General features: G+C 42.3%; 20 protein-coding genes. 6 read left to right on the top strand and 14 right to left on the bottom strand.

Annotated features, from left to right (window positions below; translation table 11 throughout):
• Positions 1 to 18: 18 nt before the first annotated feature.
• The 3 genes from RIB15_RS06490 to RIB15_RS06480 form a co-directional block, all read right to left on the bottom strand.
• Positions 19 to 2,634, bottom strand: coding sequence for an ABC transporter permease (locus RIB15_RS06490; RefSeq protein ID WP_350201340.1), 2,616 nt, complete (start codon positions 2,632 to 2,634; stop codon positions 19 to 21).
• Between the two features lie 3 nt (positions 2,635 to 2,637).
• Positions 2,638 to 2,976, bottom strand: a complete 339-nt coding sequence (locus RIB15_RS06485; RefSeq protein WP_350201339.1) for a PadR family transcriptional regulator — start codon at positions 2,974 to 2,976, stop codon at positions 2,638 to 2,640.
• A gap of 87 nt (positions 2,977 to 3,063) precedes the next feature.
• Positions 3,064 to 4,764: a sodium:solute symporter family protein gene (locus RIB15_RS06480; protein ID WP_350201338.1), complete on the bottom strand. Its 1,701-nt coding sequence runs from the start codon at positions 4,762 to 4,764 to the stop codon at positions 3,064 to 3,066.
• 134 nt (positions 4,765 to 4,898) lie between these two features.
• Between RIB15_RS06480 and RIB15_RS06475 the strand changes: the two genes are divergently transcribed.
• Positions 4,899 to 5,756 carry a DUF72 domain-containing protein gene (locus RIB15_RS06475; protein WP_350201337.1) on the top strand — a complete coding sequence of 286 codons (858 nt, stop codon included), beginning with the start codon at positions 4,899 to 4,901 and terminating at the stop codon, positions 5,754 to 5,756.
• On the opposite strand, the gene RIB15_RS06470 is transcribed toward RIB15_RS06475, so the two are convergent.
• The 4 genes from RIB15_RS06470 to RIB15_RS06455 form a co-directional block, all read right to left on the bottom strand.
• Positions 5,753 to 6,472 carry a hypothetical protein gene (locus RIB15_RS06470; protein ID WP_350201336.1) on the bottom strand — a complete coding sequence of 240 codons (720 nt, stop codon included), beginning with the start codon at positions 6,470 to 6,472 and terminating at the stop codon, positions 5,753 to 5,755. The genes RIB15_RS06475 and RIB15_RS06470 overlap by 4 nt on opposite strands.
• Positions 6,473 to 6,474: 2 nt before the next feature.
• Positions 6,475 to 7,392 (bottom strand): hypothetical protein, encoded by a 918-nt coding sequence (locus RIB15_RS06465; RefSeq protein ID WP_350201335.1) that lies wholly within the window; start codon positions 7,390 to 7,392, stop codon positions 6,475 to 6,477.
• Between the two features lie 181 nt (positions 7,393 to 7,573).
• On the bottom strand, positions 7,574 to 8,011 hold the full coding sequence (locus tag RIB15_RS06460; RefSeq protein ID WP_350201334.1) for a TraR/DksA family transcriptional regulator: 438 nt from the start codon (positions 8,009 to 8,011) through the stop codon (positions 7,574 to 7,576).
• Between the two features lie 77 nt (positions 8,012 to 8,088).
• Positions 8,089 to 8,715, bottom strand: coding sequence for a hypothetical protein (locus RIB15_RS06455; RefSeq protein ID WP_350201333.1), 627 nt, complete (start codon positions 8,713 to 8,715; stop codon positions 8,089 to 8,091).
• 255 nt (positions 8,716 to 8,970) lie between these two features.
• Here RIB15_RS06455 and RIB15_RS06450 point away from each other — a divergent pair, with 255 nt between their 5' ends.
• Positions 8,971 to 9,876, top strand: coding sequence for an ATP-grasp domain-containing protein (locus RIB15_RS06450; RefSeq protein WP_350201332.1), 906 nt, complete (start codon positions 8,971 to 8,973; stop codon positions 9,874 to 9,876).
• A gap of 4 nt (positions 9,877 to 9,880) precedes the next feature.
• Here RIB15_RS06450 and RIB15_RS06445 read toward each other — a convergent pair whose 3' ends face one another.
• From RIB15_RS06445 to ffh, 7 genes are all read right to left on the bottom strand, one after another.
• The gene (locus RIB15_RS06445) at positions 9,881 to 10,624 is read right to left on the bottom strand and encodes a DUF1499 domain-containing protein (protein ID WP_350201331.1); all 744 of its coding nucleotides are present in this window, start codon (positions 10,622 to 10,624) and stop codon (positions 9,881 to 9,883) included.
• 155 nt (positions 10,625 to 10,779) lie between these two features.
• Positions 10,780 to 11,334 (bottom strand): adenylate kinase, encoded by a 555-nt coding sequence (locus RIB15_RS06440; RefSeq protein WP_350201330.1) that lies wholly within the window; start codon positions 11,332 to 11,334, stop codon positions 10,780 to 10,782.
• Between the two features lie 106 nt (positions 11,335 to 11,440).
• Positions 11,441 to 11,794 carry a 50S ribosomal protein L19 gene (rplS, locus tag RIB15_RS06435; protein WP_350201329.1) on the bottom strand — a complete coding sequence of 118 codons (354 nt, stop codon included), beginning with the start codon at positions 11,792 to 11,794 and terminating at the stop codon, positions 11,441 to 11,443.
• 39 nt (positions 11,795 to 11,833) lie between these two features.
• On the bottom strand, positions 11,834 to 12,526 hold the full coding sequence (gene trmD / locus RIB15_RS06430; RefSeq protein ID WP_350201328.1) for a tRNA (guanosine(37)-N1)-methyltransferase TrmD: 693 nt from the start codon (positions 12,524 to 12,526) through the stop codon (positions 11,834 to 11,836).
• Complete coding sequence (gene rimM, locus RIB15_RS06425) at positions 12,526 to 13,062, bottom strand: ribosome maturation factor RimM (protein ID WP_350201327.1); 537 nt, start codon at positions 13,060 to 13,062, stop codon at positions 12,526 to 12,528. The genes trmD and rimM overlap by 1 nt, the downstream gene beginning before the upstream one ends.
• A gap of 18 nt (positions 13,063 to 13,080) precedes the next feature.
• A complete protein-coding gene (gene rpsP, locus RIB15_RS06420; protein ID WP_350201326.1) occupies positions 13,081 to 14,001 on the bottom strand; it encodes a 30S ribosomal protein S16 in 921 nt (306 codons plus the stop codon).
• Positions 14,002 to 14,036: 35 nt separating this feature from the next.
• Entirely contained in the window at positions 14,037 to 15,377 is a 1,341-nt protein-coding gene (gene ffh, locus RIB15_RS06415; RefSeq protein WP_350201325.1) for a signal recognition particle protein, read from the bottom strand.
• Positions 15,378 to 15,631: 254 nt separating this feature from the next.
• On the opposite strand from ffh, the gene RIB15_RS06410 reads away from it, so the two are divergent.
• From RIB15_RS06410 to RIB15_RS06395, 4 genes are all read left to right on the top strand, one after another.
• A complete protein-coding gene (locus RIB15_RS06410; RefSeq protein WP_350201324.1) occupies positions 15,632 to 16,006 on the top strand; it encodes a DUF4398 domain-containing protein in 375 nt (124 codons plus the stop codon).
• A complete protein-coding gene (locus RIB15_RS06405; protein WP_350201323.1) occupies positions 16,003 to 16,887 on the top strand; it encodes an OmpA family protein in 885 nt (294 codons plus the stop codon). Before RIB15_RS06410 ends, RIB15_RS06405 begins: the two co-directional genes overlap by 4 nt.
• Positions 16,888 to 17,177: 290 nt before the next feature.
• Positions 17,178 to 17,747: an RNA polymerase sigma factor gene (locus RIB15_RS06400; RefSeq protein WP_350201322.1), complete on the top strand. Its 570-nt coding sequence runs from the start codon at positions 17,178 to 17,180 to the stop codon at positions 17,745 to 17,747.
• Complete coding sequence (locus RIB15_RS06395) at positions 17,740 to 18,420, top strand: anti-sigma factor family protein (RefSeq protein WP_350201321.1); 681 nt, start codon at positions 17,740 to 17,742, stop codon at positions 18,418 to 18,420. The genes RIB15_RS06400 and RIB15_RS06395 overlap by 8 nt, the downstream gene beginning before the upstream one ends.
• Positions 18,421 to 18,429 lie beyond the last annotated feature (9 nt).

Raw genomic sequence — 18,429 nt, 5'->3', positions numbered from 1 at the left:
ATCAACTCCAATTTTTTGCTATTCGCTTCTTAAGTTATCGATGGAGTTCGTCCGCGCTGCTTTGAAAGCCTGAGAACCAATAGTTATCACTGCCAGCCCCAATACGGCGATCGATCCGAATACAAATACGGCCGGCTGAAGACCAACCTTATTAGTTACCAGCTGCATCCACAGGTTATTAATGAACCATGAGAGTGGTATTCCTATGGATAGAGCGATTGCAATCAATACAAGATATTCCTTAGATAGCAGCACCACAATATTTTGTACGGAGGCACCTAATACTTTCCGAATACCAATTTCTTTCACCCTGTTTTCTGCTGAATACATAGCCATTCCTAACAAGCCCAGGCAGGATATCAAAATTGAAAACCCGGCTATAAGTCCCAGAATTTTTATGAAGTCAACAAATACTATCAGCTGAGGGCTTTCCTTTAATTGTTCGTCAAAAACTTTGTACTTCAATGAATAAAGACTATTCATTGTTAACCAGCTTTCTTCCAGGTTTTGTAGAAAATCACCTGTTGAGCCCGCTTTTGTTTTGACAACCGCATAGTACGTAATGTCGGGCCTGTAAAACATTACAATGGGATCTCCAGCCCGCATAGGATCAGCAGAAATGAAGTTCTCAATCACTCCCACTATTTCATAGTCTTCATCATTGATGGTTACTTCTTTGGTCAAAGCATCCTGAGGGCTTTCAAAACCTAGTTGTGCAACAGCCTGATCACTAATAATTACGGCGTTTGCAGTATCCATGGAGATTTCCGGGTTGAAGTTTCGACCTGCCAACAGATTCAACCCCATCGTTTGGATATAGTTTTCATCGGTTAAAAATGAATGGGCCCGAAGACGTTCTTCTATCAAATCTGATTCCAGCCAAACTCCCCGAATAGAACCCAATGCCGGTACGACAGAGGCTCCTGCTACCGATTGCACTTCCGGCATGTTTTCCAGCTCATACTTTAATTGATCAAGTGAAATATCCTGGAGAGCTATATTTACAATGTTCTCACGATTGAAGCCATAATCAGTCTCTCCCATAAATTTAAACTGCTGAAAAAGAATAAAGGAAGTAATGATAAATATCAGTGAAAAGGTAAACTGACCCACCGTAAGTGTTTTCTTTAATGTTTGACCGGAAAGCCGGTTGCCTGTGGAAAAAATTCCTTTCAGTACGCTGGCCGGCTGAAATGACGACAGATAGAGGGAAGGATAGATACCGGCAAAAACACCTACCATAATACTAAAGCATATAAAGACAGCTATTACCCCATAATTTGCCAGAAGATCCATTTCTATCTGATTCTCAGTAAAACTGATAAAGAATAAGCTATTGAACTCAGGTAGTAGAAACCTAAGAATCAAAACTGCAAAACAAAGAGCTATAGTGGTAATTACCACCGACTCGAACAAAAACTGTTTGATTACGCTCAGCCGATGAGCACCCAGCACTTTCCGAACCCCTACTTCTTTCCCCCGGTTAAGTGATCGTGCTATTGTCAGACTTACATAGTTAAACCCGGCGATTAGTATAATGATGATAGCAAAACCGATAAAAACCCATCCAAAAAAATTAGGTACTACCATACCTATTTCGTTAGATAAGGCCGGACCAAGGTTAATTTTAGTCAATGGTTGGATGATCATTGATGCCATTACACTTTCTCCTTCAGGGTCGTTGTAATCACTGGCTATTATTGTTTGAATTTTCTCCTCAAACGCCTCTGTATCTATTCCTTTCTTCATCAACAGATATGTGTAGGAATCGTAGACACTACTCGTCCAGCTATTTAACATTTCCTGAGAGGCTGTGTTGGCTTCCAGAGTTTTATGTGAAGCAATGATTTCAAAAGTAAAGTGCGTTCTTACATCATCATTGATAATACCTGAAACCACATAATCCCGATCGCCAAGTCCGGTAATGGTTTTACCCAGGGCCTCCTCGTCACCGAACAATTTCTGAGCACTTTCAGGAGTAAGCAAAACCTGGCCAGGTTCATTTAGAGCAGAAGCACGGTCACCGGAAATCAATTCAAAATCAAAAACAGATAAAAAATCTTCATCTGCATAGAAACCCTGCAGGGGAATCACCTTCTCACCATGCTTGAATTCACCATCATAATTTCCCCGAACCTGAAGCGCTTCCTCTACCTCAGGGTAATCCGTTTCAAGCTTTTCAGCAAGCGAAGCAGGTGTTGTAGCATACAAACTGCTTTCGTTATTCGAGGGTGACTTAAAATCTATGGTTACCCTTACAATTTGGTCACTTTTGCTATGGAACCGATCATAACTTCGCTGATCAATCAAAAACAAAATAATGAGCAGGCAGACCGACATACTTGCTGCCAGCCCCAGTACATTAATTAGTGAAAAGCCGGTATGCTTTTTAAGGTTTCTCCAGGTTACTTTCAGATAGTTGTAAATCATTTCCATGTTCCATGTTAGAGATTGAACAAAAAACCAGGGGAAAGAACGAACCAGCTGAGACCAAAAATACCATCGAGCCTGAGCCAACCCCTCTCTTTCTTTGTTTAAATTAAACTCTTCTTCCAGGTCTCCGATCAGGTGATGGAGATCCGGAGGCAGAAGTTCATCTAATATTTTTGTTATGATGTTTTTATGGTCAGGCATACGTCAGTTTTTTGAAGGGACCCAGCCTAAACCCAAATCTGGTAAGTCAGACCAGGCATTTTCCTGAACTGTTCTGACTTGTTGAAGCGCATTTAATCCTTTTTTTGAGAGCTTGTAAAAGCGCTTGGATCGACCCCCTCGTTCCTCCGTGGGCTCACTATCCCATGAATCTAAAAATCCTCTTTTTTTTAAGCGCTTTAGCGGAACATATACCGCACCCACTGATAAATCATGATCCAGTATTTCAGAAAGATGTAGCCTGATTTCCAGACCATAAGCCTCATCCTGCAGCTTCCATACGGAAAGAAGTATCAGCTCTTCCATGCGAGAAAGAATATCCATAATACATTTGTTTTAAAATTTAGAACAAATACGTTATCCTCCCAGATAGGTTTCAAAAATTTTATCTTTTTGTTGAAAAGGTGCTGTCTAAATCTTCTTCACCACAGCGTAAACAAAAATACAGCCTCCCAGCAGGAAACCAATCCCTGTTCCAACATTGAAGAAGAAAATCTGTCCCAAGCCATAAAGGAAAAAGAAGATGGCCAATAATGACATTACAATGTTAATAAGCTGTGGAAGCAAGCGATCGGTTGAGTGTTTGCCATTCCGGTATCCCGACCAGCTTCCCATTGGTGTTACCTTGGCATAAAACTTTTTAAGCGTTTGTTCAGACTCTGGCTTGGTCACAAAAGTAGCACTCAGCCATGCCACCGTAGAAAATAAAGTGGTGAAGATCATGCTTCCCGAAAAATCATACCCCATTTGATTGCAGAAAACAGCTCCAATAAAAGCGGCGATCATTGCCGTTATTTCGCTCCATGCGTTTATTCTCCACCAGAACCATCGAAGCAATAATACCCCGCCAATTCCGGCACTTAATGAGAGAATAAACTCCCAGCCACCAGACACAGAATCAAAGAAATAGGAAACTCCCACACCTAACGCGGCCATAAGTAAGGTGGCTATTCGGGAAATAAATACATAATGTGACTGTGCTTTCGCTTTGTTTTCAAATTCCTCTTCTGTTTTAATGAACCGCTTATAGAAATCGTTTACCACATAGGAAGTACCCCAATTAAGCTGAGTTGATATTGTTGATACAAACGCGGAAAGAAAAGCAACCATGAGCAACCCCATCCACCCCACGGGAAGAACTTCAAGCATCATCAATGGATAGCCGGTTTCAGGGTCTTCAAGTCCGGGGAATACTACAAGAGCCACAAGCCCCACTAAAATCCAGGGCCATGGGCGAACAGCGTACATCAGAATATTGAAAAGCAGGGTTCCGCCTACCGCATTTTTTTCATCTTTGGCAGAGAACATCCGCTGGGCAATATAACCTCCTCCTCCAGGCTCCGCTCCGGGATACCAGGCAGCCCACCAGTTCATCCCCAACCAAATAAGCGCTGTGGTTAAAGCAATTTCTGGATTGGTAAATGGATTGAAGCTGAGCACATCATAATTAGCAACATCTCCAAGCTGTGACTTTAACTCCGAAAGCCCGCCAACATGATCGACCGCAAAATAGGCTAACGCAATTGTGCCGATCATTGCAAGAATGAATTGTACGAAGTCGGTTACAATAACTCCCCACAAACCGGAGATGGCAATATAAATGGCAATCAGTCCATATAAAACCAGGATGGCAATCCATTGGTCAGCGCCAGTAACTACAGTAAGGATTTTGGCCATCCCCACCGTTACCCATCCCATAATGATACAGTTGAATGGAAAGGCAAAGTACAGAGCCCTAAACCCTCGGAGAAAACTTGCGGGCTTTCCGCCATAGCGAAGCTCGATGAATTCAACATCGGTTAACACATCTGCTCGCTTCCAGAGTTTGGCATAGATGAATACAGTCACTATACCTGAAATCATCCAGTTCCACCAAAACCAATTTCCCGCTATTCCCTGTTTTGCAACAATTCCAGTAATGGCAAGGGGAGTATCTGCTGCAAAAGTAGTGGCCACCATCGAAACCCCAACCAACCACCAGGGCAGGTTTTTTCCACCGGCGAAGAAATCGTCCAGCGATTCCTGACCACGTACTTTCGCGGCCCAGGCAACGGCAATCATTAATAAAATATATCCGGCAACAACAGCATAATCTAAAGTCTCAAATGGCATCTTATTTTGGCTCTGTGATAAATCAATGTTTTTCCATTCCCCGTTCTGAACTTTAAGGCTTGGAAATTGATTGGTGGAATTAGTTAATTGCGAAGTTAATTGAAAGCAAACGGATTAAAAAGATAAAAACGATAATGCCATATCATCTTGGCTGTACTGTCTGGAGCCTTCAGGAATGGAAAGGGACTTTCTTTTCTGATGATGCTAAACCAGAACAGTTTTTATCTCAATATGCTTCTGTTTTTAATGCGGTAGAAGGAAATACCACTTTCTATAGCGTGCCCGACCCTGATGTGATAAAGAAGTGGGGCGAGCAGACCCCGAAAGGATTTAAGTTTTGCTTTAAATTCCCACGCTATTTGACTCATGAACGTAAAATGCTGGAAGCTGAGAAGGATACCCTTGCGTTTGTAAAGCTATTCGAACCAATTCGTGAGAAAGTCGGCCCCTTCATGATACAGTTTCCAGATACTTTTGGTCCGCAGGATTTATATAAGTTAGAAAATGTCTTTTCTATTCTTCCAAAGACCTTTAGTTATGCCGTGGAAGTACGGCATCGCGACTTTTTTGACCACGGCAAACACGAACGAAACCTGACTTCGCTACTAAAAAGCTATGATGTGGATCGGGTTATTTTTGACACCCGTAAACTCCATTCGGTTAAAGCTATCGAATCTTCTATTGCAGAGGCGCAAAAGAAGAAACCCAAAGTACCCGTTCGATTCGATACCACCGGTGCCCGACCTCTATTAAGATACGTGGGTACCAATGATATCCTTAACAACGACCCCTACCTAAAAGAGTGGGCTATCATAGTGGCTGAATGGATTGATGAAGGGCTTCACCCCTACGTTTTTATCCACGCTCCAAACAAAGTTGATCAACCCAAACTTTGCCGACATTTTCACAAACTGCTTTCGAGGCTTATTGATGTCCCGCCACTTCCTGAATGGCCCGCTAACAAGCAGGATAAGCAATTAGGTTTATTCTAAAATCCTATAGCGCTTCCAACCCCTATTCTTAACCCTGTTAGTCCCGGACCAACAGTATTATCATTTGAAATCCTTAGTTTGGCATCTCTGTTTTCCTTCAAATGAAATGGAAATTGAGTAACCTCAATCAGATACCCTGCCTTAAACCTGATGGGATGATTTTTTATTATAACTTCAAATCCAAGGCTTGGTGTAATAGCAACATTTTGAGCTACTAAAGACAGGCTTTCACTCTGCTCTCCCGAATTTATAATTACTGCTTTATCCTTCATTTCCAAACGACTCAGTAATGCTGAAATTTGCAGCTCCACGAATGGTCTTACAAGTTTTTGTGGGAACTCTTTCAAATAAATATTTAGATCTGCGCCTATCTCATGATTGGTAAGTATTTGATCAGACGTCAGGGTTCCGGAATAGTCGCTTACCGTTAATCGCCCGCCGGTTGATAGATACCTCCAAAACAAGCCAACCCTATTCCCGTCTTCTAAATTTTTAAATATGGCAAGATTCAGATAAGGTGTTGCCGGAAAGTTGTCTGTAACTTTATACTCAAAATTTTGAGATGAGATCACTTCAGCCTGAAGTTTTTTTAAATCTGTTGCAGAAGTTGATGAATACCCCACGCTGAATTCTGCCTCATAAGACTGGGTTTGGGCAATAATACTGCCCCCCAAAGTGATAAACATCACCAACAGACTTGTTACTTTCCCGGACATGCTCATTGGCTGATCTGCAATGTATCTGACTTAATGTTTGTAAACGCATTATTTGATTTCGCAAACGTTCTTAGAATATATGTAGCTGTATTTCCTCCCACGGGAACAGGTACTGTTATGGTCGTGTCTGAGATGTTTTCAAAACTCCAGGTATTGGAACTATTTATTTTAGAAACATCATATTTGGCAAAGTTTTCAGGATACTTGCACTGTTTCCACTTTATTATCATCTCGTCATTAACAATTCTGGCAGAACTAAACTGCGGATAATCATCTTCATACACAAAAGCCGAGCCCATACCATAGTAATCATTTGCATGATTCGAATTCAACCGTGTATCAACCCTGTAATATACCTTCCCGCCAATATAGTTTGGGTCATGTATCATCGTGTTTTCTCTTGTACTGTTTATTCCCACCAGTCTCGTGTTTTCCAAATCTCCATTTCTTAAGGACGTGCTTCTATATACCCTATACTCTTGAAAATTTGGCCTCCGGTACTGCTTCCAGGTAAGCTGAAGAGTTCCTTCCGTTTTTTGTGCTGCATTTATTTGAACTGAAGTTGCTGGTGCATTATCAAACCACAGGGGAAAACTGTAGGTTTCTTCTATGAGTTCTACCCCCAACTTATCTGCAATATTCCCCCTTCCCGATGATGTGATTAATCTAAAGTGAAGTGTATGTTCACCATCTTCATATCTCGTAGTTTCTAAGCTACTGCTCTGTTCTAAATTCGCATAACTTTCGCCCCATTGACTATCCAGAGTATCATCATCCAGCCAATAGCTAATCCTTCTTATTTGCTTATTACTATTCCCTGGATCAAAACTATAACTTACTTCTATGAAGCTAGATACTTTAATAGTGTCGTCAATTTGAAAAGAAGGGGATACTGAGACATTTGCCTCAATCGGTAACATTTCTTGCGACCTTTCTATATAATTACTTCCGCTGGGGGAGTATTTGCAACCGAAAACCAACACTATTAATGTTAACAGAAAAAAGCTTTTGCTCATCACACTTATCATATACCAAAGTAAAGCATAGTTTATACATTTTATACTACTAAAGTATACATTTCTCTGCTTTTAAGCTGACTTTTTAAGTTGAATCGCTTACTGTAATTTTATGGCTTTCAACATTATTGGCTGACTTAACCGCTTCTACACTGTAACGGGCATAAGGCTTGATTTCGAGTCGCTCTTTTTTGATGGGCTCACCAGTTACATTGCAGATGCCATAATTCCCTGTCTTTATTCGGTTTTTTGCCATGTTTATTTCTTCGACCTTTTCTTTTTGCTTTTCAATCATGGCATAGTACTTCTCTCTTTCTTCTTCCGAGGAAGCTATATTTCCCTGATGGTGAGCAGCGGAAGAAGATGTATCATCAAGCTTTTCCTCTATTTCGCTTAACCGGTCCTCAAATGAACTGATCTTTTCTTTAGCATCATCCAGTTCTTCTTCTAGCCGATCATTAAAATGTTCAAGTTCTTTTTCAGAAAAGGGTGAGTTATTTACGGGTGCTTTCTGCGCTTCCATAATAATCTCTTTTTTTCCAACTTCACTTATAGATTAAACGGGTTATAGGAAAGCAGCATTTCAATGGTCTCTGATTTCTACTCAAGACTTCCAACCATAGCCGTATTTTCAACGAAAACGAGTTTTTTCAACTCATCCATAGCCTCTAACTCTTTGTCTTTTTCTGTTTTTAGAATAGCTGTACGCTGGCTCTCTTCAACCATTTTAAATTTAAGCTCTGGGTACTTTGCTTTAATATGCGCAACTGTTTCTTCGGTTGCACTGTATGTTAAAGCTACTATTACATATTCGTATTCTTTGCTGTAAGTCAGCTTCGCCAGCAACTGATTTACCTGATTACCCTCTAGTGAATCGCTTTCATTAATCTGCTCAAGTTCCTTATCAGCATTTCCCGCTGCTTCGCTCATAACAAACTCAACCCACTCACTTTCTTCCAGCTCCTTTAATTGTTTAGGGCTTGGATTGTTTTCTATGGAAAGGACAATATTTTGAATGTTGCTACTTAAAATTTCAAAGCCCAGTTCATCCAACTTTGTCTCTAAAAAGTTTGGTGATACGGTATCAGAAAAGGTAACCTGAATTTTTCCGGATTCAAGATTGTACTCCCCTTTCTCAAGTTTTTTAATATCAGCGTCATCCATTACTTGTGAGAATGCAAAAAATGGAACCAGCGTATAAATTATTATGCTTATTAACTTCTTCATGAAAACCCATCTTATTTATTATTAGCTACTGATCTAACGAGACTTTTATTTTTTTGTTCCCCCTTATGTTTCGCCTTTATTATAACTTTTTCTTTGGTATTTATTCAGTTAGCCAACCTTTAATTTTCTGTTGTTAAATAAATACAAACCAGCAAGATGAAGTCTCATAAAAAATGCCCTAGCCGTGTCGTGTGTTGGTTTTTATCAATTAATTGTATTCCTTAGCATCAGTTTTATTGTAAATATACGTTGCCAATGCCACAACCAATTTTTGATATAGTCATATTAACCGACTCCCGCTATATAAACCCAAGTGTACCCGACGGCTATGTTCAGAATGTTTTGAAGGAAGACCAGATTGTTAAGGAAGCCTTAGAAGCTAGAAACCTAAGGGTAGGCAGAAAAGATTGGGCAGACTCTGAATTCAATTGGGAGCAAACCAAAGCAGTTCTTTTCAGAACAACCTGGGATTATTTCAATAGGTTTGAAGAGTTCCAAGGCTGGATGGAGGAGGCTTCTTCTAAAACTCACTTCATCAACAGTAAGATTCTTATAAACTGGAATATAGATAAACACTATCTGGATGACCTTAACCGAGCTGGAGTTTCTGTTATTCCAACGCGATACCTCAACCGGGGAAATGGCATGTCAATCCACCAAATACACAAAATTACCGGGTGGCGGGATACCGTCATAAAGCCGACGGTGGGTGGAGCTGGCCGGCATACTTATCGTATCCAGCCAGAAAATATCGATATCATTGCCAATAAGCTTATTGAAGTGATGCAAAAGGAAGACTTCATGTTACAGCCTTTTCAGGAATCTGTATTGTCAAGTGGAGAGTGGTCGTTTGTATTCTTTGGGAAAAACTTCAGTCATGCCGTTTTAAAGAAAGCAAAACCAGGTGATTTCAGGGTTCAGGACGATTTTGGAGGAACTGTTCATGAATATATTCCCAAAGAGTCGGAAATCAATTTTGCCCGGGAAGCATTAATGGCTTGTCCTGAACTTCCGGTTTATGCCCGTGTCGATCTTATTCTTAATAACTCTGGAAAAATGGCCGTTTCTGAACTCGAACTAATTGAGCCCGAGCTTTGGTTTCGCATGAAACCAAAGGCTGCTAACTTACTGGCAGACGAAGTAATTAGGCTTATTCCCTGACCAGTTATTTATTATAGGTGTTGAAATAGGAACGGATACGTTTTGCGTTCACCCCTAAATCACCTCTTCCTATTCTGGACTTTGAGCGCATATCAATTTTACTGCCCATTTCTGTTGTATCAACGCGGATTACAACATCGTCAATAAACCCAAACCAGGGAAGCTTGTCATAGGCTTCAATGCGACCTTCTTGTCTGTTTTCTCCCACGATTTGCCAGGGCATTTTACGAGCTGTGGCAAGTGCATGATCATACGCCCTGTCATAATCCATAGAAACATTCAGCGTTTCCAGTTCGGGATAAAATTCTTTTTGTGCTTCAGCCGGCCCATTTTCAAAAATATATTCATGTGGATTTGGGGCATCCTCTCTTAGGGGAACAATGGCATTAAACTCGGGAGGGTTTACCGTATCGGTCGTTATATCATGAATAGGCGGGTATCCTTTTTGAACCTCGAGGTACCAATACCCAAAATTTAATAATACACCTAAACCTATCACCATGGCAACCAGGCCAGAAACGGTCTGATCTCTGGATCGTCCTTGTATTCTAAAGAATCCGATAGTCCCTATAATACTTCCCAATATCGCCGTACCAGTTCCCCATGGAATAATCGAGAAACCCGTACTGAAGTGCCACCAACCCCATTGATATCCATAACCGGATAATATAACCGACAATCCTCCCAATACCGCCAACCCGGTTCCCCACTTTAGTAAGCCAGTACCTTTTTTGCTTGATGCTACCATTCACACGCTCCTGTAATTAATAACTCTTTAAATAATATACACAAGAAATGCAGATAATCGTTCCATTGCCTGTTAATGGTAAGCTCTTGCGTGCCGAACGATTATGAATAAGCCAACAATAAAAAATCCCGCTCGGTGGCGGGATTTAAATATGATTAGGAAAGAGCGTTTTTAATGCGCCCGAAGATTTCATCGATGGATCCTATACCGTCTATCTGCTGGACTTTGCCTTGTTTTTCGTAGTGCCTCATTACAGGCTGGGTTTCCTCACGATACACCTGAAGACGGGTTTTCACTTTTTCTTCGGTGTCATCCGAGCGCCCTTCACCGCGTGAAAGAATTCTTTTTATCAGCTCTTTTTCGGGAACAGATAACAGAATAAAAGCATCCAGCTTATCATCATTCTCATCCAGAAAAGAATCAAAAGCCTCGGCCTGAACAACCGTTCTTGGAAAACCATCCAAAATATATCCATCCTGATACTTTTCTTTACTAAGTTCATCAGCTACCAGATCCACAACCGTTTGGTCAGGAACCAGCTCTCCGGAATCCAGAATGGATTTTACTTTAACACCAAGAGGCGTTTTGTTTTTGATGGCAGCCCGAAAAATATCTCCGGTAGAAAGATGCGGAATGCTGAACTCGTCTTGTAACAGTTTTGCCTGAGTTCCTTTTCCCGCCCCCGGAGGGCCAAACAGAATAATATTCATCCTTAATTAGTTTTTTAATACTGATATATAGCCACAGCAAGCTGTGCTGTAATCTTAGACCTGATTAACAAGAATCTAAGATCACAGTAAAATTCAGCGAGCTAAATTATTGCTTCTTCGCGCCTTTTTCCTGAATACGAGCTGCTTTCCCTCGCAGATCACGAAGATAGAACAGCTTGGAGCGTCTTACTTTTCCTTTTTTCTTCACTTCAATTTTAGCAATAAAAGGAGAGTTTAGCGGAAAAACACGCTCTACACCAACGTTACTGCTGATTTTACGAACTGTAAACGTTTTGTTCGGCCCACTTCCCCTTTCAGAAAGTACAACACCTTCGTACTGCTGAATACGTTCTTTTTCACCTTCTCGTACGCGGTAGTGTACATTTACAGTATCTCCAGCTGTAAAGTGAGGAATGTCCTCATTTATCAGGCTTTGCTCTACAAGTTTTAACTTATCCATGATTTCTAAATTTAACCCCGATAACTATCAGGATTGTTATTAATGTTCTTTCTTAAATTTTTCGTACAAATCTTTTCTTCGTTCTTTGGTCCGCTTTTCGGATTGTTCCTGCTTCCACTCAGCTACTTTTTTGTGGTCGCCGGATAGCAACACCTCAGGAACTTTCATTCCTTTGAATTCTGCCGGACGTGTATAAACCGGACCTTCCAGCAGTCCATCCTGAAATGAATCATTCAATGCGCTTCCGGCATCTCCCAACACACCGGGGAGCAAGCGAACGATGGCATCTGTAATTACCATCGCCGGCAGTTCTCCTCCCGAAAGCACATAATCACCAATCGAAAATTCTTTGGTAATCAATTCATCTCTTACCCGCTGATCTACGCCTTTATAGTGGCCGCACAGAATAATGATGTTTTCTTTGAGCGATAATGCATTCGCATCAGGCTGTTCAAAAACATCGCCATCGGGTGCTGTGAAAATGAGTTCATCATAATCACGCTCAGACTGGAGTTTCTCAATGCAGCTGAATATTGGCTGCGGTGTAAGCACCATTCCGGGTTCGCCACCATAAGGGTAATCATCTATTTTCTTGTGCTTGTCTTCGGTATAGTCCCGTAAATCATGCACATGAATTTTAACCAAGTCTTTGTCGATGGCCCGCTTCACAATACTGTGATTCAGGGGTCCTTCCAACAAAGCAGGAACAGCTGATATAATATCAATTCTCATCAGATTCCCTCCAGTTCATCCAGGTTTTGGCAATAGATGTTACCGTCGCGCCGGTCTTTTACAAAATGATCGATGTATGGAATGAGCCGGCTTCCCGATGTAGTTGCAACTACTAAAATAGGGTGAGCCGGATTGTTCATCACATCAACCACTAACCCAATCGATTCATCTCCATCATAAACTTCATGATCTACGAGTGAATCATCAGGTTCTTCTTCAGCACTGACAAAAGGCTCCGCATCATCTGTTTCCAGGAAGATGCCTTTGCTTTTCAATGCTTCAGCGCCGGTGCGATCAGCGATATGGTCAAATTGTACAAAGAACGAAATTTTGTTTCTTTTCCCTTCAACCCGTAAATCCATGATTCGGGCAGGGTAAAAATCGCCTCGTTCATTCCGCAAATACACCAGCTTAAGGTTTTCGGCTTTTTGAGGGTCATCGACATCAAAGAAAACTTTGACCTCGCCCTCAAGTCCATGGGAGCGTTCAATATGCCCCACCTGAACAAAGCCCGGTGTATTGGCGTCCTGATTCATAGGCGCCGGATATCTTTTTTATCCTTCTTGTTTGCTTTCCCAGGCACGCTGAACCGTCACGCGGTCTTCGTTTTCCGGGACAAATCCTTTAAGGTCGTCTAGATCAGTATTGTTAATATGATCAATCGCCTCTTTTGCATTCATATCAGTGGAAACCTGATCAGAAGATGACTCTTTGGCTTCTTCTTTCTCTTCTTCAGCCGGCTCTTCATCTTTGGTTTCTTCAGCAGCTTCTTCCGATTCTTCTTCAGCGTCGTCAGAAGATTCTTCCTGAGTTTCAGCTTTTTCTTCTTCTTCCGGAGCTTCTTCTTTAGCTTCGGTTTCTTCTTCGGCCTCATCAGCTGTTTCTTCCTCAGCTTCTGCTTCCGTAGTTTCTTCCTGGGCAGCCTCTGTGGTTTCTTCAGCAGAGTCATCCGATTCAGCTTCTTCTAATGCCGCTTCAATTTCTTCGGCTTCATTTTTAGGAGCTTCGTCTTCTTGTTCTTCAGCCGCTTTTTCAGCTTCTACTTCAGCAGCAGCCTGCTTCGCTTTTTTCTGAAGCTGCTCTTTATATTCTCTTTCTTCAGCAGCAAGCACTTCTTTATAATCCGCTTTACGGCTGGTGGCATCGTCTTTCTTAGAGTCTCTGTACTCTTTCCATTCTGCCAGTGCTTTTTCTACTTCTTCTTCGCTTTTGCCCCAGTTTATAAGGTGACGCTTATACAAAATACCTTCGCGACGAAGGATTTTACGTACAGTGTCGGTAGGCTGAGCGCCGGTATCTAACCAATAAAGGATACGGTCTTCATTTAATACCACTTCCTTTTTCTCGGTTACGTTGTCGTAACGACCAACACGCTCAACGATTCGTCCATCGCGGGCTTCGTGTCTTTCGGCTACTACGATATGCCAAATCGGGCGTTTCTTACGTCCTTTTCGTTGTAATCTGATTCTTAACAATGCTGTTCTCCAATGTGTGTTTAAATTATAAGTTCTTATCGGCCGATAGGCAGATTCTTCAATCCTTGAAGAGCACGTCCGGCTTTACCCATTTTTGACATGGTCTTCATCATTTTTTTCATTTGATCGAACTGCTTCATGAGTTGATTGATCTCACGAACAGTGGTGCCAGATCCTTTTGCTATGCGTCGTCTTCGACTTCCGTTTAGCAACTCGGGCTCCTGGCGTTCCTCCGGCGTCATTGATAAGATTATAGCTTCAATTGGTTTGAAGGCATCATCGTCGATTTCAGTATCGTTCAATGCTTTGCTGGCGCCGGGTATCATAGAAACAAGATCACCGAAGTCTCCCATCTTCTTGATCTTCTGAATTTGTTCAAGGAAGTCGTTCAGGTCGAATTTATCCGACCGAATTTTCTGTTGAAGTTTTTCTGCTTCCTTCTCGTCAAATTCTTTTTGAGCTTTTTCAACAAACGACACCACATCTCCCATGCCCAGAATACGCTGAGCCATACGGTCGGGATAGAATGGAGAGAGAGCATCCAGCTTCTCGCCGGTACTCACAAATTTGATGGGCTTGTTTACAACGGTTTTAATGGAAAGGGCAGCACCACCGCGGGTGTCACCATCCAGCTTGGTTAATACCACGCCGTCGTAATCAATGCGTTCGTTAAATTCTTTGGCTGTGTTTACAGCATCCTGTCCGGTCATGGAATCGACTACAAACAGAATCTCGTGAGGATTTACGGCCTTCTTAATTTCCGCAACCTCATTCATCATTTCCTCATCTACATGTAAACGACCCGCGGTATCAATGATAACCGTATCGAGCGCCAAACTTTTAGCCATCGAAACGGCTTCTTTGGCAACCCGAACTGCATCTTTCTGCTCGATGGAATACACCGGAACATCAATTTGCGAAGCGAGTGTCTTAAGCTGGTCAACAGCGGCAGGGCGATAAACATCGGCGGCAGCAAGAAGAGGATTCCTTTTATGCTCCTGTTTTAAGTGTCGGGCTAACTTACCAACAAAGGTCGTTTTACCCGAACCCTGAAGTCCGGCTATAAGAATTACTGTAGGGGGAGTGTCAGCCTGTGCGATATCGGCCTTTTCGCCACCAAATGTTTCAACCAGCTTGTCGTGCACAATTTTTGTGAACTGCTGGCCGGGATTAACACTGGTGAGTACATCAGAACCGAGCACCTGCTCTTTAATATCTTCTGTGAATTGACGGGCAACCTCATAATTAACGTCAGCATCCAGCAATGCACGGCGAATTTCACGGACAGTCTCCGCTATATTCACATCCGTGATGCGAGCTTCTCCCTTAAGGGATTGAAATGCTTTATCTAATTTTGAGGATAAATCTTCAAACATGGTGTTAACAGAATTTTTCTCCGCCAATTACAGAGCCTGTAAAAATACGGCATCTTTTAAGGCTTATCAACAGTTATGTGGATAATTATTTTTATAGAGGGTTGAGAGTTGACTGGATGAGAGTTGATGTGGCTTTTTTAGCATCCTCAAACTTATTTACTAACTAGTTTAAGTGCCCAATCACCTCACCGGGAACAAAGTCTCATTTCTCTTCTTTAACTGAGTGAATTTTCTGCAAAAAAACATTCAAGGTCATGAGAAAGTTAGCGATTGTTGTTCCGCTCGTTATTGTATTGAGTGCTTGTGCCAGCACCAAACCCCCTGCCGATAAACTCACTCAGGTAGAAGCCTCTATTCAACAAGCTGAGCAGGTTGGAGCTGAAAATTATGCTCCGCTTGAAATACGGGAGGCCCGAAAGAAACTTACCGAAGCCCGCGAGTTGGTGGCTAAAGAAAAATATGAAAAGGCAAAGCGTACCGCCGACCGCGCCATGGTAGATGCTGAACTGGCACAAATGAAATCATTATCGGAAAAAGCCCAGAAAGCGGTGCGAGAGCTCCGGGAAAGTATTCGGGTGCTTCAGGAAGAAATTCAGAATAATATTGATAAATCGGAGAGTCAATCATGATGAGTTCTGCAAAAAGTAGTTTCCTTTTCACAAGTATAATCTTTGTATTCCTGCTATCTGCCTGTGGCGGCCCTCCCCAGAACAACCCGCTGCTTATGGAAGCAAAACAATCTTATGATAAAGCTGAACAAGATTCGCTGATTGTAATGAAAGCACCGGTTGCCTTGAAAGAAGCGGAAGAAGCCCTGGAACAAAGTCAGCAGCTTTGGGAAGAAGGTGCCGATAAAAACCTAATTGAGCATTATGCATACATTGCCAATCAGAAAACAAAAATTGCCCGGGAAACCGCTGAGTTAAACGCAGCGCAAGATGAGGTTGAGCGCGCGGAAGCCGAACGTAAAGAAGTGTTGATACAAGCCCGAAAAGCAGAAGCTATTGCAGCAGAGCAACGCGCTGAAAATGCGATGCAACAACTTCAGAAAGAACGACAGGAGGCGGAAAAAGCTCGTAAAGAAGCATCGGAGCTGGCCGACCGACTGTCTGAAATGGAAGCCCGCCAAAGTGAACGGGGCATGGTATTAACCCTTAGCGACGTGCTTTTTGATTTCGACAGCTCTAACCTTAAAGCCGGAGCTAATAAAGTGGTAAATGAACTGGCTGCTTTTTTGAATAACTATCCTGAAAGAACGGTTCAGATAGAAGGATTTACAGATAGCATCGGTTCCGCAGAATACAATAAGAACTTATCCCAGCGAAGAGCCGATGCCTTGAAACAAGCACTTATTAAGGCGGGGATATCTTCACAACGAATTGAGACCGTTGGTTACGGGGAAGAATTTCCGGTAGCCACCAATATGAATGAGGCTGGCCGGCAACAAAATCGCCGGGTGGAAGTTATTATATCTAACGAGAATGGAGTCGTTACGCAACGTACGGAATGACATCCATATGCGAAGAGAGACGAGGGGGAAGGTTGATCACTTCCCCCTTTTTTTATGTTGATGAAATTGAGAGTTGAAAGGGTGATAAAGTGATTTGGCTTAAACTCAGACGAGCCAGCCATTAACCTCTTCACTAATTCAACACTGCACAGGCGGACACTTGCGCTATTTGCTTACCTCTTAGTTTTTCCCCTTTATCACCCTTTCAACTCTCGATTTCATTTCTTTTAAAACTATATTCATTCTTCTCTCGTCTTACCTTCAGAATGAACCCGGGACAACACGAACACATGGAAGACGCGCAACTGGTACAGGATTTTCGTGGTGGAAATCACCAGGCTTTTAACAAGCTGGTAACGCGATGGCAGGATCGCATCCACCACTTTGCGTACCGTTTTTTTGCGAGCTCCGATGATGCCGCCGAGATCACTCAAAAAACTTTCATCAAAGCCTACCACAAGCTGGATACGCTGGATGATGTAAATAAATTTGGGTCGTGGCTATACACCATCGCCAATAATCTTTGTCTCGATGAATTGAAACGTGCGGGCCGCAAGCGAGCTACTTCTTATGAAGCTCTCAAGGTAGCCCCCCAAACCGAAACCGCTACTCCTGCCGATGGCACGGTTCTCCGAAACGAAGGATTGGTATTGCTTCACAAAGCACTCCTCCAATTACCGGTGGACCAGCGAGTAGTGGTAATTATGAAAGAATATGAAGGTCTGACCTTCAGAGAAATAGCAGAAATTTTAGACGAACCAGAAAACACAGTAAAGTCAAGATTGTATTACGGGTTGAGCGCGCTGAAGAAGACGTTCGACTCCTGGAATATCAACAAAGAGGTGTTTGATTATGAATAAAGAAACCGCCCGATCACTCTTCATGGATTATCTGTATGATGAATTGGAGCACGATCAACGAAAAGAATTAGAAACCTTTTTATCCCAAAACCCCGAGCTGAAGAAAGAGCTGGACGCGTTGTCTGATGTGCGCTCTATGATTTCCCACCTTCCGGTTCAGGACCCTGCCGAGCAATTGGTTATGGTAGAGCCCAACAAGTCCGGATTACAGGAGTGGTGGAATGAGCTAATTGGCGGGTTACTCCCTCAAAACGGATTTGCCCGCGCCGGTTTTGCAATGGCCTCGATTCTGGCCGTATTTGTTGTTATTGGGGCTTTTACTAAGATGAATATAACTGTGGGCGATGGTGGTTTTAACCTGGCCTTTGGTGAAAAGCAGGAAATTATACAACAGGGGTTCACCCCGCAGCAAGTAGAAATGCTTCTCCAGCAGGTAAGAGAAGATAACGCTGTCATGATTTCGGACGCCATTCAGGAGGCGCAGCAACAGCAAGAAAACCGGATTGAAAAAACCCTGGTGAATTTTGCGGATTATATTGAACAGCAACGGCAATCTGATTTACAAATGATCAGCTCCGGCCTTTATAACATGGAAGAAACTTATTACGACCGATTCAGACAAACCGACCAGGTATTAGGCGAACTCATACAAACGGTAAGTACCGGAAATTAAAATTTACAG

This window comes from Gracilimonas sp. (assembly GCF_040218225.1).
Lineage (GTDB): Bacteria > Bacteroidota > Rhodothermia > Balneolales > Balneolaceae > Gracilimonas.
Note: the sequence above shows the minus strand (reverse complement) of the source record. Positions and strands in the feature narration are given on the sequence as shown.